Origin of the sequence: Chromohalobacter canadensis (assembly GCF_029544075.1) — a bacterium.
Classification (GTDB): Bacteria; Pseudomonadota; Gammaproteobacteria; order Pseudomonadales; family Halomonadaceae; genus Chromohalobacter; species Chromohalobacter canadensis_A.
Genome location: NZ_JAJQJH010000001.1, coordinates 302,954 through 317,010 on the forward strand (window position 1 = coordinate 302,954; position 14,057 = coordinate 317,010).

A 14,057-nucleotide genomic window follows, 5' to 3' on the forward strand; every position below is an offset into this window, starting at 1 on the left:
GGGCGTCCTTGTCGATCCGGTCAGCGGGTATCGGCGTCGGGTAGGGCGTCGATCGCCTCGGGTGTCAGCGGCGTCTGGTCGCTGAAGTCGACGCTTAAGCGGTCACCATCGGCGGTATGCATCTCCAGGTGCTCGACGTAGCGGCCGCCGGCCAGGCGAATCTCGCCGATGCTCTCGGCGAGGGCCGAGTCGCGCGGAGTGAGCTTGACTCGCCAGTCATCGGCGTTGCCCTCGAGCGTCTGGGTAAAGCGTGAATCCAATGCCGACCAATCACCCCCGAGCAGACGCAACAATAGTGCGGCGATCTGCTCGCGACCGGCCTGACGGGCGCTTTTCGATTGCGTGGCGTCGTCCGCATCGGCCGGCGTGAGCACCAGGGTATCTTCCACAGGGGTTTCCAGCTGCCAGACGACCTTCTCATCACGCACATAGGCGAAGCGCCCCTGACTTTCGAGTTCGGTGTCGACATCGGCGAGCCAGCGGGTCTGCGTGAAGTGGCCTTCCAGCGCCGGGGTCTGCTCGAGCCGCGCCTGGAGCGCCTGGCGGTCGAAGGCGTGTGCGGCGAGCGGTAGCCCAACGAGCCCTAGGCAGGCGTAGGCAATCAAGCGGCGCATCATGTGCTTTCTCCCGTGTCGAGATGACTCGCGGCGATGAAACTCAGTCATCGTCGCGTGTGTGCGTTGTCGAAGAGGCCCAGAAGGGGAAGAAGTTGAACCATTGCAGGGGCTGGCGCTGGCATTGGTCGGCCAACCATTGTACGTAACGGCGCATGGCTTGTTCGCGCCAGGCATCGCGCTCGACGCGCTTGACGTGGGTGGTGTCGTCGAAGTCATTGAATTCCACCCGGTAGCCTTCGGCGTCACGCAGGCAGGCCACCGTGTAGAGCGGACAGCGCAACAGGGTGGCCAGATGGAACGGGCCCTCGGGAAAAGCGGCGGGTGCGCCCAGGAAGTCGAGCGTCTGGGTACGGCCGCCGTCGTGAATCGGCACGCGGTCGGCGGCGATCATCACGAAGCGTCCTTGTTGAATGCGTTCGGCGAGCAGCATGGCGGTGGCCGGGGTGATCTCGCTGACTTCGATGATTTCCGGTGCACGGCGCAGATTGCTGCGGGCCAGCAGTTCGTTGAACTTGCTGGCGTTGCGGGTGTGCATGATCTGCACCACGTGAAAGTCGTCGCGACGTTCCTGCATGGCGCTGCATATTTCCAGGTTGCCGACGTGCGAGACCAGCACCAGACCGCCGCGTCCGCTGCGGATGGCGGCGTCGAGGCGAGCACGGTCTTCGCCGTCGACCCGCGCCTCCAGGGTACGTCCGCTCCAGGCATCGATCTTGTCCATCAGCATGCCGCCGAAGACCAGGAAATGGCGCAAGCTCAGCCAGTGCAAGCAGCGCGGCGCCCGCCCGGCATAAAGAGGCCAGATGCGTTTGAGGTAATCCTGCGACGCCTGGCGGGGAATGTGGCGTATCGCGTAGTAGTAAAGGATGACCGGTACCAGCATGAGTCGAAACGGCCAGCGTCCCAGGTGGCGGCGAATCCAAATCATCAGGCGCATGCCGGCCAACGTGCCTGACTCCTGAACACGCGACCAGTGTCGTGAATCGTGTTGTGTGTCGTCGCTGGGGGTCATCCGGTACTCCTTGTCATTCGCGCATGGCGGCCTAGCAGGCGTGGCAGACGCCGCAGCATACCGGCGAGCAAGCGTAAATGCATGGCGGTGAGTTGGCGGTTATCGCGCCACATGGCGAAATGCGAGACACCATCGAGGGGATAACTCACCCGTACTGGCAGGTTCTCGACCGGACGTGCGTCCCATATCCAGCGCACGGGTAACTCGGTGTCGAACTGCATGCGGTCCCCGCAGGGATGCCGCGCGACCAGGCAATTGGTCGCCGCCACTGGATACAGCTTGACGCCACACATGGTGTCGCGCAGCGCGAAGGACAGCGTGCTCAACCACACCAAAGAGTGGGTGAGATACCGGGCGTAGAAGCGGTGGCGAGGAACGCTGGCGTCGAAACGCGGGTAGCCGATGCGCAGTGTCGTGTCGTCGGCATTGAGACCAGCGAGAAACGGTGGCAGGTCGTCGGCGTCGTGCTGGCCGTCGGCATCGACTTGCAGGGCGTGCGTGAACCCCAGCCGCTGCGCCTCGCGCAGGCCAGCCTTGACCGCCGCGCCCTTGCCCCGGTTATGCGGCAGCTTGAGCAGGTGAGTGTTTGGCTCGTCGGCGAGCCGCTCGAGCACGGCGGCACAGGCAAGCTCGCAGCCGTCGTCGATCAATAATAGGGGAACCTCCAGCCGGCGTAGCGCCTGACAGGTGCGTCCCACTGCGTCGGCGTGGTTGTAGACCGGAATGATGATACAGGCGCGGGCGTCGTCACGCATGGCGTGTGCCCTTCCGCGGAGTCAGCGTCAGCGTGCCGGTCCCATGGGTACCGCGCCGGCTGGTGAACGTGAAGCGTAGTCGGGTCGTCATATCGTTCTTGTGAGCGTCGTTATGGGCGTTGTCGTGGGCATTGTTGTTATGAGCGTGATGATGAACCTTGTCGTGAGTCGCTTCACGCGAACGGTCATGCGTGGCGTCGAGCGCCAGGGTGACGCGTTCCCCCGGAAGCAACAGCAGCGGGAATTTGATGCGAGCCATGTCGCGGCATACGCCATGCAGGCCGAGGCTTTCGCGCGCGGCGTGAAGCGCCCAGCGCACCATGACCACGCCCGGCACCACCGGCTGCGTCTTGAAATGGCCCTCGACATAGGCGAGGCGTTCGGGCACTTCCAGGGTCAGGCGTGCGCTTTGCGGGCCGTCCAGCGTTTCGCCTAGCCAACGAGGCGCTCGGGGATCGTCGAGATCCGCGAACAGTCGTGACAGGCACGTCGCGCCGAGCTTGCCCTGGGCATCGCGGGGCCAAGCCTCGACGAATCGCCAGTAGCGTGGCAGCACGGCGTTTTCGAAGCGTGGCGCCAGGGCGGTGCGTAGCGACTGGATCAGTTGGCGTCGTGCGTCATGGTCGTGCGGCACGGCCTCGGGGGCGAGTTCGACGATGGCGCCCAGGCGGCCATCGCGCCCCGGCAGGGGGACGCAATGGGCACGTCGCACGTCTGGCAATTCACCGAGGGCGCGGTCGAAGGCGGTGAGCGAGACACGCTTACCGCCAACCTTGGCGATACGGTCGCTACGGCCGAGTAGCTGAAAGCGGGTACCTTCGACGACCACGCGGTCGGCCTGCGGCGTCCAGGTAGCGGGTGTGCTCAACCAAGGGGCGCGCAGCCATAGTTGATGCTCGGCATCGTCGCGTACCTCGACACCGGGGAAGGCGGTCCAGCCGGTATCCCGGGATTGAATGCGCCAAGCGATGCCGCCTGTTTCGGAGCTGCCATAGACTTCGCGTACCTCGGTGCCGAGCAGGCGCTGGGCATGCTCGGCGGCGTCGCGCGGCAGGGGCGCGCCGGAGGAATGAATGCGCGCCAAGACGCCGTCGACCTCGGACCAGTCGAGTGTCTCTGGAAGCCGTTCGAGAGTCGGCGGGGCGCTGATCAGCACCGCCTCGCGCTGGGTTTGTGCATACCAGCGCGCCAACCACAGATGCAGGGTTTCGGGGTAGCGGCACATCTCTGCAGTGAACGGCGCACGCTCGCATAGTGGACGCAGCACGCTGAACAGTAGGCCGTAGATATGCTGATGACTGACCTGGCTCAGGGTCAGACGTGCATCGAGCGGCCATAGCTCGGCATGCATGGCCAATTCGGCATCGAGCTGGTCGAAGCGCTTGTCGAGACGTTGCGGTTCGCCGGTGGAACCGGAGGTATAAAGCGTGACGGCGACACGTTCCGCCTCGAGCGCGCCCCAGCGAGGCGCGCGTGGGGTGTCGCTCGCCGTTAGCCCGCCGGAAATGTCTCCCAGGCGTACGGCACCCAAGGCATCGAGAGCCTTGAGTGTTGCGGGGCGCGTGTCGGCCGGCAGGATGACATGATCACCGCGTTCCCAGGCGGCAATCAGCGCACAGCTGAACCGGTAAGGGTCATGTGTACTCAGCATCCAGCTACAGGGAGACTCGGCATGTGCGTCCAATGCCGCTTGCCAGGCGCCGATGTCGGCCTGAAATGTCTCCAGCGTTCGCCAGGGCGTCGCGGAGTGAGCGTCGGTTTGCCAGGCCACAGCGCGTGCAGGGTCGCGTTCGCGCCACCGGGCGGCCAGCAGCGGGCCGTGCGCCGCGTCATTCGTCATCGGGCGTTTTCCTCACCTGACGGCGGATCAGCCATTCGCCGCCGAACATCGTTGCCAGTAGGGCATAGACGATGCCCCCGTTGTAGAGCGTCCATGTGGCCAGGTCGGCGTAGAGTGCGGTCCAGAGCGCGATGCTGCCATTGATGGCGAAAAATACGCACCAGGCCTGCGTGACGCGACGCGTGTAACGAACGCCACGTGGTCCGAGGCTGGGTTCGCGGCGCCGCGCCAGGCGTTCTATCGCGCTGGGCGGGCGTGCCAGGCTGTACGCGAAGGCGGCTAGCATGGCGGTATTGAGAAGCACTGGCCAGGCGCGCACTCCTAGCTCGGCGTGGCCGGCCGCGAGCATGATCCCACCGATAATGAGCAATCCCCAGCCCCAGCCTCGGTGTGCGGCCGGTAGTCGCCACCAAGCCAATACGACGAGGGTGATCAGCAGTGGCCAGGCGCCAAGACGCGGCAGTAAGGCATGCACGGCCAGCGGCCATCCCAATGCCAGAATGCCTAGTAATAGATTGAACAGGGCCGAGCGTGGTGCGGTCGACGACGGGGTCCGGGAATTCATGCTGGGCTCTACGCGGTGCGGCGCTCCTCGACCAGCGCAGCGAGCGTGCGCAGGTTGCGGAAGTGATGACGTGTCTCGTCGCTATCGGATTCCAGCTTGATACCGTAGCGCTTCTGCAAGGCAAGCCCTAGTTCCAGGGCGTCGATGGAGTCCAAGCCTAGGCCTTCGACGAACAGTGGCTCGTCGGGATCGATATCTTCCGGCGTGACGTCCTCGAGCTCGAGGGTATCGATGATGAGGTGCTTAAGCTCTTGTTCCAATTCGCTCGTCATGGGCGACTCCATTCTCGTCGATGCAGCATAAGGCGTATGTCGTGTGCGTAAACGTTGCCGACGGCGGGGCGCGCTATACCGGCTAGCCTATGATACAGGGTGTAAGCGGGTATAGGGCAGAGCGTCGATGGGCATGAGGCGATCTCGTCCATGCATCATTCGGCGCGGACCAACGACCATGCTTGGCGTGGACGATGGCAATGAAGTTCGTCGCGTGCGCCGCATAGCCAGTCGATGAGATCGCTGGGCTGTGGGCTACCCTCGGTGGTTGCGTCGCTTGCCAGTGGGCGTGGGGTGAGTGCCCAACTGTCACGCGCGGGCGTCAGTGACACGCGTAGTGCCACGGCGGCGGTGTCGGTTGGGGTCGTGAAGTGCTCAGCGAAGCGCACGGGGATCGCTTGCTCGGCGAAGGCGATGATCACTGACGATTCGCCCTGTGCCAGATACCCCCGGGCTTCGACGAGAAGCGCGGCAAACTCGTCGCCCGAGGCGGCAATCGCCTGCTGGGTGCGGCGGTTGCCGCGTCCGATCGAGTATACGCCAGGGATGGCGTTATGCACTGAGAGCCCGAAGCGAGCCGGCGACAATGGCGCTTCTTCGGCCAGGGCATTGAGCATTTCCAGGGTGCGTTCGCCATCGCCGTGGCGAGAGGCATACAGCAAGGGGCAGTCAGCGTCGACATCGAGCTCGGCTAGCATGTCGCAGAGTGCACGACCGATACCAGTCAAGCGGCGTCGCAACATGGCGGGCACATGGCTGCCAGCGGGTTTTTCCGCGACGCTGAGGCGGGGGTGCGACGTATCGCGGCGGCCGGGCTGCCAGGCGCGCCAGTCATGCACGTACATCATGGCCGGTGTCGTCATGCAGACGTCTTCCCTTTCGTCGGCGAATGCCGCTGGCTCGATCCGTGGAGTGAGTGACAACGTATACGGGCGTTTACCCTACCCGAGTCATGACATGATGGCTACTGTCTCGGGGCGCCGACATGGGAGTTGTGAGGCGATGATGGGGCGCAAAAAAAGACCGTCCTGGCGGACGGTCCGGCCTGAGGCCAAACCCGCATATGCGGGCGCAGGGAAACGGCGCTTGAGCACAGTCATTCGACGCTTGCGCGTCGATGGCAATGTCATGCCTTAAGGATATGCAATTATCACGCGGCTGGCTGTCAGTCAAACCGGCGCAATATGTGAGCAATATTTCTTTGCATTTGTAAGAGATTGGCTATTTTCGCAATGCCGTAACGCAGGACGAGGTGTGCGGCGACGCATCCGAGGCGAGGGCGTTGAAGGCGCATCGTTTCCAGACACTAGCAGGTTTGCACGCAACACAGCGCAGCAAAACGTAATCTTCTGCGGTGTTTTCTTATCGCCACCCGCTAGCGATGACTCCCATCCCGGCAAGCGCAAGGCCGGCGCCGATCCAGTCGGTGGGTTGCAGTGGTTCGCCATCGACCGCCCACAGCCAGCCCAGGGCACAGACCACATAGACGCCACCGTAGGCGGCATAGATACGCCCGCTGGCGGCGGGGTGCAGCGTCAAGAGCCATGCAAATAGCGCCAGGCTGGCGGCTGCAGGGATCAGCAGCCAGGGCGAGCCTTGCTGGCGCAGCCACAGCCAGGGCAGATAGCAGCCGATGATTTCCGCCAGAGCGGTGGCGATGAATAGCAGCGTCGTGATCAGCATGTGGCTTCTCTCCCAGGATGGCCGCGCTCGCCTGGAGTATCGGCGATTTCGCGAGGCCGGTAACGGCGTGCTAGAGCGTCGACGGCGATGTTCAGGCCGGCGGTGATCAGCAACAGGAAGAATGCCTGATCGAACATCAGATAGGCGAAGCTGGAGTCGATGTGAAAGCCCAGCGTGGCGATGCCGAGCATGCCCAGCAGTGCGGTTTCACGAATGATCGTCTCGGCCCGGTAGAAAAGCAGCGCCAGCAAGCCGCCATAGAGGCGTGGCAGTAACTCGTAGGTATAACGGGAAGATGCTGGCAGTGCGTGGCTACCCGGCACGATGGCATCGGCATGCCGCGCCACCAAAAAGGCGATCAGGGCGCCATTGTGCAACGATAACGCCAGCCAGGCGGGCAGCATCGAGGGGCCGAGCATCAACAGGAAGATGAACGCCAGCATCAATTCCGGCGTCGAGCGCATCAGGATCAAGACGCCTTTGCCTGCCATGCGGGTCGGACGGTTGCCGAAATGGCGGCTGGCCAATGGCCACAGCAGCAAGGCCACCACCAGGCTACCGGCGGTACCCATCAGCCCCAGCAGCAGGGTATTGCCGATGGCGGGTAGCAGGTCGGGTATTTCGCCGAACCACTGCCAGAGCCCGCTCCAGTTCCCTTCGAGCAGGGGGTTCGGCCATAGATCGACACTCACGAAGCGCCATAGCAGCGCGCCGTCGATGTCCGGCCAGGGCCCGAGAAGAAATAGGCTTCCTAGTGCGATCCAAGGTAGTAGGCGGCGGTGTCCCCATAGATGCAGCGAAGCGATCATGAGATAGAACACCCACAGCAAGGCACCTGCCTCGGCGTAGCGCCCCTCGCGGAAGGCGCTCTCCAGATGGAAACCTAGCGTCGGTAGACCCACGAAGCCCAGCAGTACGCTCGAGCGCATGGCGCATTCGAAGCGATAGCGGGTATAGCTCGATAGCCTCGCCCAGACCATGGGCAGTTCGGCATACACGAAACGCGAGAAGCGGCCCACGCCCTCAGGAAGGGCATCGACCGGTGCACGCGGCGTGAGCTCGAGGATTTCGGCGTAGACCTTGGCGAAGATGCCGGCGTAGGGAATCGTCAGGGCGGCGATGGCGGTGACGGCGGAAAGGCCGAAGACCTGCAGCAGCAGTAGCGCCCAAAATAGCTCGTGAATGGCGCGTACGAACGCACAACTACCGCGTAGCAGGCGCGAACGTGGGAAGAGCAAGGCCAGTGGGAAGCCCAGTACCACACCGAGCAGCGTTCCCCACAGCGCGAAACCGATGGTCAGGGCGATGGCATGGGGCAGCGATTGGGTCGCCAGGATGTCGGGGCGCAGCAGGCCGGAGATCATGCGTCCCAGCTCGGCCCAAGGATCGTGGGTGGTGATCGCCAGGTCGGCGAATGGCAGCAATATCAGACACAGCGCAATCAGCCCCAGCGAGCGCCGGGCAAGGCGCAGATTGAGGGAGTCTCCGGCGAGCAGGCCTGGCGCACGCTCGGCACTCATGCCGGCTCCGGTGAGGCATCAGGCGAGTGGGCGTCAGGATAGAGCGTGTCGAGATCTTCAAGCGTCAACTCGCGCGCTGGCGCATCGAGTATCAGTTGGCCGTCGCGCAGGCCCCATGCGCGGTCGAAATGCGTCAACGCGAGTTCACGCTGATGCAGGGCGATCACGCAGGTCGCGTGTTGACGCTGGATCATACTAAGCAGGCGGCGTGCCTGGTGCGGGTCGATGCTGGCGACCGGCTCGTCGCCGAGAAATATGTCGCGCGCCTGGTAGAGCGCCCGGGCGATGGCCACGCGCTGGCGTTGACCACCGGAGAGCTGTGCCACGGGACGTTTGAGCAGTTCTTCGAGGCCTAGCTCACCGCATAGCGCTTGAATATCGCGCCAGGCGTCGCGTCGCGGGCGCAGCAGGTTGATGAGGTTGGCGAGCGCGGAGTGGCGCTCCAGGCGGCCCATGTAGATGTTGTGATAGACCGACAGCGGCGGCACCAATCCGTGCTCTTGTGGGCACCAGGCCGCGCGCTGCCCGAGGCGCCGACGCAGGGCCGCCAACAGGGTCGATTTACCCACTCCGCTGGGGCCGAGCAATGCCACGCGTTCGCCGGTCCGAAGCCCTAGCGTGAGATCGGCGAGGACGGTATGGCGTGCATGACCCAGCGCCTCGCCGTCGAAGCGAACGAGTTCCTCCACACTCAACGCAGCAGACCTAGTTTCTCGCCGACGTCTTCGATGGGTTGGTAGTCGTCGTTGTCGGCGGGAATGAAGCCTTGACGGGGGAAGCTCTCGAGCAGCTCGGGATCGTGCATATCGAGCAACGCCTTGCGCACCTTCCCGGTAAAGCCGTCGCCATAGCGGTCGTCAACGTCCCCACGTATGGTCCATTGATAGTCGGGGTAGGTCGGTGTTTTCCAGATTACATCGACCTTGTCGGTATCCACGCGTCCATCGGCCACGGCGGCGTCCCAGACCTTGAAGTTGACCGCGCCGAGGTCGTACGCACCCGATTCGACCAAGGCAATAGTGCGGGAGTGGTCGCCGGAAAAGCCGACGCGCGAGAACAGCGACTTGGGTGGCGCTCCGAACTGTTCGCGAATGAAGTACTCGGGCATGAGCCGCCCGGAGGTGGAGGTCTTGGCGCCGAAGGTGAACGACTTGCCCTGCACGTTCTTGGGCAAGTCATCGCCCTGCGTGTCGACATCGCTGTCATGGTTGGCGATGAAGTAGGTGCGGAACTCGGCGTCTTCCTGGCCTTGGGCTAGGGCGCGAGAGTTGGGCACCAGGCGGCGCGCCTGCACGCCAGTCAGTCCGCCGAACCAGGCCAGTTGCACCTGGTCGTTGCGGAAAGCCGAGACGGCGGCGCTATAGGATTTGACCGGCACGTACTCGACCGTTACGCCCAATTGATCCTCGAGGTAACGAGCGACCTTGTCGAAGCGCTCCTCGAGTCGCGATTGATCTTCGTCGGGGATGGCCGTGAAGCGAAACGTTTCCGCCGTGGCGGCGGTGCTGACGAGAATCAACAGGCAGGCGACGAGCCAGCGCATGGGCATACTCCTTGGAAGAAAAGCCATTTAATAAAAACGGCTCAATGAGAGCGGTGAGACGTTCATTGTCGTGACTGCTCGGTATGGCGGCAAGCGCGGTCCACGACGATCACTCGTCGTGGATCGGAAACCGCGTGGCCTGCAGGCTGTCCTTTATCTTCTTGAGGTGCGGCAGGAAATCCTCGCCTCGACGCAGCGTGACGCCGGTCGCCAGTACATCGATCAAGGCCAGGTGGATCATGCGTGAGGTCATCGGCATGTAGACATCGGTGTCTTCCGGGGTGATGACCTCGAGCGTTTCGGTACACTCGTGGGCGAGTGGCGAGTCGGGCGCGGTGATGCCGAGCACGATGGCGCCATTGTCACGCGCTACACGAGCGATCTCGACCAGCTCGCGGGTGCGGCCGGTGTAAGAGACGATGACGATGACGTCGCCGGTATGCGTGGCGGCGGCGACCATGCGTTGCATCAGCACGTCTTCATAGGCGGTGACGGGCAGGTTGAAGCGAAAGAACTTGTGCTGCGCGTCCTGGGCCACGGGGCCCGAGGCACCGAGGCCGAAGAAGCTGATCTGCTTGGCCTGGATCAGATAGTCGACGGCACGTTCGACGCGTTGGGCGTCGAGCGTGCGACGGGCGTCGTCGAGGGCGGCAATGGTAGCGCCGAATATCTTGTCACCATAGCTCGCGGCGCCATCGTCACGTTCCACGCTGCGGCTGACATAGGGCGTGCCGCCGGCTAGGCTTTGGGCCAATTTGATCTTGAAATCGGGATAGCCCTTGGCGTCGAAATTGCGACAGAAGCGATTGACCGTTGGTTCGCTGACCGCGGCTGCTTGCGCCAGCGTGGCGATGCTCATGCCGGTGGCGGCGGCCGGGTCGTGGAGAATTACATCGGCCACTTTGCGTTCGGAGCGATTGAGTTCGTCCAGACGTGAGCGGATACGGTCGATCAGGTCGAAGGCTGGCATGCGTAATGGGAGTCTCTGTCTGCCAAGGGTGTCGAATTAACTACGTTGTCACGTAACCACATTTTCCAGTAGCTACTTTTTCAAGTGACTACGTTTTCAAGTAACTACGTTGTGTTAGATAAGGCATCCTAGCGTGGTGGCGCAGGGTCGCCAAGCCAAGTCGTTCGTGGGTGGGATCGAATGCGTGTCGCAATGGTAGTAAATTTACATAATATATTTGCCGAGGAGCCCTGATATGGCTTATTTTATAGGTAAGTTAACCAGATTTTTGGGGGCCGCGTCATGAGTCGAGATATCACGCCCGATGTCGATCTGGCCCTTTTCGGGGCGCTTGGCGATTTGGCGCTGCGCAAATTGTATCCGGCATTGTACCATCTGGATCGCGAAGGGTTGCTTGGCGATACCACGCGAATCCTGGGGCTTGCGCGCCAGGAACACGATGTCGATAGTTTCCGCACCAACGTCAAGGAAGCCCTTAACAAGCGGCTCAAGCCCCACGAGCTGGAACAAGCCTGTCTTGAGCGATTTCTAGCGCGTATCGACTACCAGCAACTCGACTTTGCCACCGTCGAGGGATATGACGCCATTCGCGATTGGCATGACGCCACCGCGCGCCCCATGGTCGTGTATCTGGCGGTGCCGGCCAGCATCTATGGCGATATTTGCGCCAATCTGCATGCCAGTGGCAGCCTCGACGACGAGGCGCGCGTGGTGGTCGAAAAGCCCATCGGCTACGATCTCGAATCCTCCATTCAGATCAACGATGCCATCGGCGACGTTTTCCCCGAATCGCGCATCTATCGCATGGATCACTACCTGGGCAAGGAGACGGTCCAGAACCTGATTGCGCTGCGCTTTGCCAACCCACTGTTCGGCAATCAGTGGAACCAGAATCAGATTTCGCATGTGGAAATCACCGTGGCCGAAAAGGTGGGCATCGAAGGCCGCTGGGGGTATTTCGACGAGGCGGGGCAGTTGCGCGACATGGTTCAGAACCACTTGTTGCAGTTGCTGTGTCTGATCGCCATGGATCCGCCGTCGAATCTTGACGCCGACGCCATTCGCGACGAGAAGGTCAAGGTGCTCAAGGCACTCAAGCCCTTGGTTGGTGAAGAGTTGTCGCGCAATGTGGTCCGTGGTCAATACATCGGCGGTTCCGTAGACGGCGACAGTGTACCGGGTTATCTCGACGAGGAAGGTGCCAACACCTCGAGCCATACCGAGACTTTTGTGGCTATGAAGCTCGAGGTTGCCAACTGGCGCTGGGCTGGGGTGCCGTTCTATTTGCGTACCGGCAAGCGCATGCCGGAAAAGATGTCGCAGATCGTTATCCACTTTCGCCAGCAGCCGCACTACATCTTCGATCCCGACCAGCGCGGACTGGCGGCTAACAAGCTGGTTATCCGTCTGCAGCCGGAGGAAGGCATTGCGCTGCAGGTGCTGACCAAAGACAGCGGGCTCGACAAGGGCATGCGCCTGCGGCCCGGGCCGCTGCACCTGGATTTCAATCACGCCTTCCCCAAGACACGGATTCCCGATGCCTACGAGCGTTTGCTGCTCGAGGTGATGAAAGGCCAGCAATACCTGTTCGTGCGTCGCGACGAGGTCGAATACGCCTGGAAGTGGGTGGATCAGCTGATTGCCGGCTGGGAAGCACGGGATATGCCGCCGCGCCGTTATCCGGCCGGCTCCTGGGGACCCGTGGCGTCGATCGCCATGATTACCCAGGACGGTCGATCCTGGTATGAAGACTATTGATTGGATAGGCAGCCGATTATGACAAGCATCGATGAAGGCCGTCGTTACCTTGCCGAGCGCCTCGCGGATACCGTGGCCAAGGCGCTCGAAACCGATTTGGCCAGTCGCGAACGGGTGCTGCTGGTCGTTTCCGGTGGCTCCACGCCGAAGCCGTTCTTCAGCGCTCTGTCCACCAAGGCGCTGCCCTGGTCACGTATCGACGTGACACTGGCCGATGAACGCTGGGTGGCCGATGACGATGCCGATAGCAACGCGCGCCTGGTCCGCGAGACGTTGCTCGTCGGGCCGGCCGCCGAAGCGCATTTTCATTCCCTGACCACCGATGACGACACCCCCGAGGCTGGCGTCGAGGCGGTTTCAGCGCGCGTCGCGTCGCTGCCGTGGCCGGCCAGCGTGGTCGTCCTCGGTATGGGCGGTGATGGGCACACGGCCTCGCTGTTTCCCGACAGCGAACAGCTGGCCACGGCGCTCGAAACGTCCGAGGCGACGGTGGCGGTGCATGCGCCCAGCGTACCGCAGGCGCGCATTACGCTGAGCGCCGCTCGTCTGGCCGATGCCCATCTGCATGTCTTGCACATGACCGGTGAGGACAAGCGTCGTGTCCTGGCCAACGCGTTGGGTGGCGATGATGCCCGGCAACTGCCGATTCGCACCTTCCTTTCCCAGCCGATCGCGACGTACTGGGCGCCCTGAGCCCTGCGTATACGAATACCCGGAGCATCCCATGACTATCGACAAACAGCTTCCTTCCACTCGCACGACGGAACTCGACAGCATCTGCCAGAAGGTGGAGGTGATTCCGGTGCTGGTGATCGATCGCCTCGAGGATGCCGTGCCCATGGCGCGTGCCTTGGTCGAGGGAGGGATCAACGTGCTCGAAATCACGCTGCGCACCGACTGTGCGCTGGACGCCATCCGGCGCATGCGTGCCGCGTTGCCGGGCGTGAGCATCGGCGCTGGCACTGTGCTGACGCCTGCCCAGTACCGGTTGGCCGAAGAGGCTGGCGTTGATTTCGTGGTCACGCCCGGCACGACCGAGGCGCTGTATCGCTATGGTGTGGAAAGCCCGGTACCGATGCTGCCGGGGGTGGCCACGGTGTCCGAGTTGATGACCGGCTGGCAGTATGGCTATCGACGCTTCAAGTTTTTCCCGGCGGAAGCCAGCGGCGGCGCCAAGGCGATCAAATCTATCGGCGGTCCGATTCCTGATGCCCAATTCTGCCCGACCGGTGGCATCACCGTGGAAAACGCCGACGATTATCTCAGTCTGCCCAACGTGATGTGCGTGGGTGGCTCATGGCTGACACCCAAAAACCTGGTCGAAAACGAAGACTGGGACGGTATCCGCGAGCTGGCGCGTCAGGCCGCTGAGCGTTTCCATCACTAAGACTCGTTTATCACTAAGACGCTTGCTATTAAGCAGGCAACCGCTTCTCTCTCGACAGCTGATGCTGTTCTTCCGACCCGCCGTTTGGCGGGTCTTTTTTTGGCCGCGAAAAGGTCATCTAATTGAAAGATTCCT

Annotated in this window: 15 protein-coding genes; 3 read left to right on the forward strand and 12 right to left on the reverse strand. The window is 62.7% G+C overall.

Annotated features, from left to right (window positions below; all coding sequences use genetic code 11):
• Positions 1–20: 20 nt before the first annotated feature.
• The 12 genes from LUN51_RS01525 to LUN51_RS01580 form a co-directional block, all read right to left on the reverse strand.
• On the reverse strand, positions 21–617 hold the full coding sequence (locus LUN51_RS01525) for a LolA family protein (RefSeq protein WP_277809840.1): 597 nt from the start codon (positions 615–617) through the stop codon (positions 21–23).
• A gap of 40 nt (positions 618–657) precedes the next feature.
• Positions 658–1,629, reverse strand: coding sequence for a glycosyl transferase (locus tag LUN51_RS01530; RefSeq protein ID WP_277809841.1), 972 nt, complete (start codon positions 1,627–1,629; stop codon positions 658–660).
• A complete protein-coding gene (locus tag LUN51_RS01535; protein ID WP_277809842.1) occupies positions 1,626–2,384 on the reverse strand; it encodes a glycosyltransferase family 2 protein in 759 nt (252 codons plus the stop codon). Before LUN51_RS01535 ends, LUN51_RS01530 begins: the two co-directional genes overlap by 4 nt.
• A complete protein-coding gene (locus LUN51_RS01540; protein WP_277809843.1) occupies positions 2,377–4,224 on the reverse strand; it encodes an AMP-binding protein in 1,848 nt (615 codons plus the stop codon). Before LUN51_RS01540 ends, LUN51_RS01535 begins: the two co-directional genes overlap by 8 nt.
• On the reverse strand, positions 4,214–4,789 hold the full coding sequence (locus LUN51_RS01545) for a hypothetical protein (protein WP_246894926.1): 576 nt from the start codon (positions 4,787–4,789) through the stop codon (positions 4,214–4,216). Before LUN51_RS01545 ends, LUN51_RS01540 begins: the two co-directional genes overlap by 11 nt.
• 8 nt (positions 4,790–4,797) lie before the next feature.
• Entirely contained in the window at positions 4,798–5,061 is a 264-nt protein-coding gene (locus LUN51_RS01550) for a phosphopantetheine-binding protein (protein WP_040242746.1), read from the reverse strand.
• Positions 5,062–5,216: 155 nt separating this feature from the next.
• On the reverse strand, positions 5,217–5,924 hold the full coding sequence (locus LUN51_RS01555; RefSeq protein WP_277809844.1) for a beta-ketoacyl synthase chain length factor: 708 nt from the start codon (positions 5,922–5,924) through the stop codon (positions 5,217–5,219).
• A gap of 499 nt (positions 5,925–6,423) precedes the next feature.
• Positions 6,424–6,744, reverse strand: a complete 321-nt coding sequence (locus LUN51_RS01560) for a YnfA family protein (RefSeq protein ID WP_040242742.1) — start codon at positions 6,742–6,744, stop codon at positions 6,424–6,426.
• Complete coding sequence (locus LUN51_RS01565; protein ID WP_277809845.1) at positions 6,738–8,264, reverse strand: PhnE/PtxC family ABC transporter permease; 1,527 nt, start codon at positions 8,262–8,264, stop codon at positions 6,738–6,740. Before LUN51_RS01565 ends, LUN51_RS01560 begins: the two co-directional genes overlap by 7 nt.
• Complete coding sequence (locus tag LUN51_RS01570; protein ID WP_277809846.1) at positions 8,261–8,959, reverse strand: ATP-binding cassette domain-containing protein; 699 nt, start codon at positions 8,957–8,959, stop codon at positions 8,261–8,263. Before LUN51_RS01570 ends, LUN51_RS01565 begins: the two co-directional genes overlap by 4 nt.
• Positions 8,956–9,807 carry a putative selenate ABC transporter substrate-binding protein gene (locus LUN51_RS01575; protein WP_277809847.1) on the reverse strand — a complete coding sequence of 284 codons (852 nt, stop codon included), beginning with the start codon at positions 9,805–9,807 and terminating at the stop codon, positions 8,956–8,958. Before LUN51_RS01575 ends, LUN51_RS01570 begins: the two co-directional genes overlap by 4 nt.
• Positions 9,808–9,916: 109 nt before the next feature.
• Positions 9,917–10,777 (reverse strand): MurR/RpiR family transcriptional regulator, encoded by an 861-nt coding sequence (locus LUN51_RS01580; protein ID WP_075368201.1) that lies wholly within the window; start codon positions 10,775–10,777, stop codon positions 9,917–9,919.
• A gap of 282 nt (positions 10,778–11,059) precedes the next feature.
• Here LUN51_RS01580 and zwf point away from each other — a divergent pair, with 282 nt between their 5' ends.
• Genes zwf through LUN51_RS01595 form a run of 3 tightly spaced genes read left to right on the forward strand, consistent with a single transcriptional unit; the run spans position 11,060 to position 13,922 of the window.
• Positions 11,060–12,535, forward strand: a complete 1,476-nt coding sequence (gene zwf / locus LUN51_RS01585; RefSeq protein WP_277809848.1) for a glucose-6-phosphate dehydrogenase — start codon at positions 11,060–11,062, stop codon at positions 12,533–12,535.
• A gap of 18 nt (positions 12,536–12,553) precedes the next feature.
• Entirely contained in the window at positions 12,554–13,228 is a 675-nt protein-coding gene (gene pgl, locus LUN51_RS01590) for a 6-phosphogluconolactonase (protein WP_277809849.1), read from the forward strand.
• A 31-nt stretch (positions 13,229–13,259) separates the two neighbouring features.
• Complete coding sequence (locus tag LUN51_RS01595) at positions 13,260–13,922, forward strand: bifunctional 4-hydroxy-2-oxoglutarate aldolase/2-dehydro-3-deoxy-phosphogluconate aldolase (RefSeq protein ID WP_075368199.1); 663 nt, start codon at positions 13,260–13,262, stop codon at positions 13,920–13,922.
• The last annotated feature ends 135 nt before the right edge of the window (positions 13,923–14,057 follow it).

Coding starts and splice junctions, on each gene's coding strand:
- LUN51_RS01525 (WP_277809840.1), bottom strand. CDS start 617: ATGATGCGCCGCTTGATTGCCTACGCCTGCCTAGGGCTCGTTGGGCTA.
- LUN51_RS01530 (WP_277809841.1), bottom strand. CDS start 1,629: ATGACCCCCAGCGACGACACACAACACGATTCACGACACTGGTCGCGT.
- LUN51_RS01535 (WP_277809842.1), bottom strand. CDS start 2,384: ATGCGTGACGACGCCCGCGCCTGTATCATCATTCCGGTCTACAACCAC.
- LUN51_RS01540 (WP_277809843.1), bottom strand. CDS start 4,224: ATGACGAATGACGCGGCGCACGGCCCGCTGCTGGCCGCCCGGTGGCGC.
- LUN51_RS01545 (WP_246894926.1), bottom strand. CDS start 4,789: ATGAATTCCCGGACCCCGTCGTCGACCGCACCACGCTCGGCCCTGTTC.
- LUN51_RS01550 (WP_040242746.1), bottom strand. CDS start 5,061: ATGACGAGCGAATTGGAACAAGAGCTTAAGCACCTCATCATCGATACC.
- LUN51_RS01555 (WP_277809844.1), bottom strand. CDS start 5,924: ATGACGACACCGGCCATGATGTACGTGCATGACTGGCGCGCCTGGCAG.
- LUN51_RS01560 (WP_040242742.1), bottom strand. CDS start 6,744: ATGCTGATCACGACGCTGCTATTCATCGCCACCGCTCTGGCGGAAATC.
- LUN51_RS01565 (WP_277809845.1), bottom strand. CDS start 8,264: ATGAGTGCCGAGCGTGCGCCAGGCCTGCTCGCCGGAGACTCCCTCAAT.
- LUN51_RS01575 (WP_277809847.1), bottom strand. CDS start 9,807: ATGCGCTGGCTCGTCGCCTGCCTGTTGATTCTCGTCAGCACCGCCGCC.
- LUN51_RS01580 (WP_075368201.1), bottom strand. CDS start 10,777: ATGCCAGCCTTCGACCTGATCGACCGTATCCGCTCACGTCTGGACGAA.
- zwf (WP_277809848.1), top strand. CDS start 11,060: ATGAGTCGAGATATCACGCCCGATGTCGATCTGGCCCTTTTCGGGGCG.
- pgl (WP_277809849.1), top strand. CDS start 12,554: ATGACAAGCATCGATGAAGGCCGTCGTTACCTTGCCGAGCGCCTCGCG.
- LUN51_RS01595 (WP_075368199.1), top strand. CDS start 13,260: ATGACTATCGACAAACAGCTTCCTTCCACTCGCACGACGGAACTCGAC.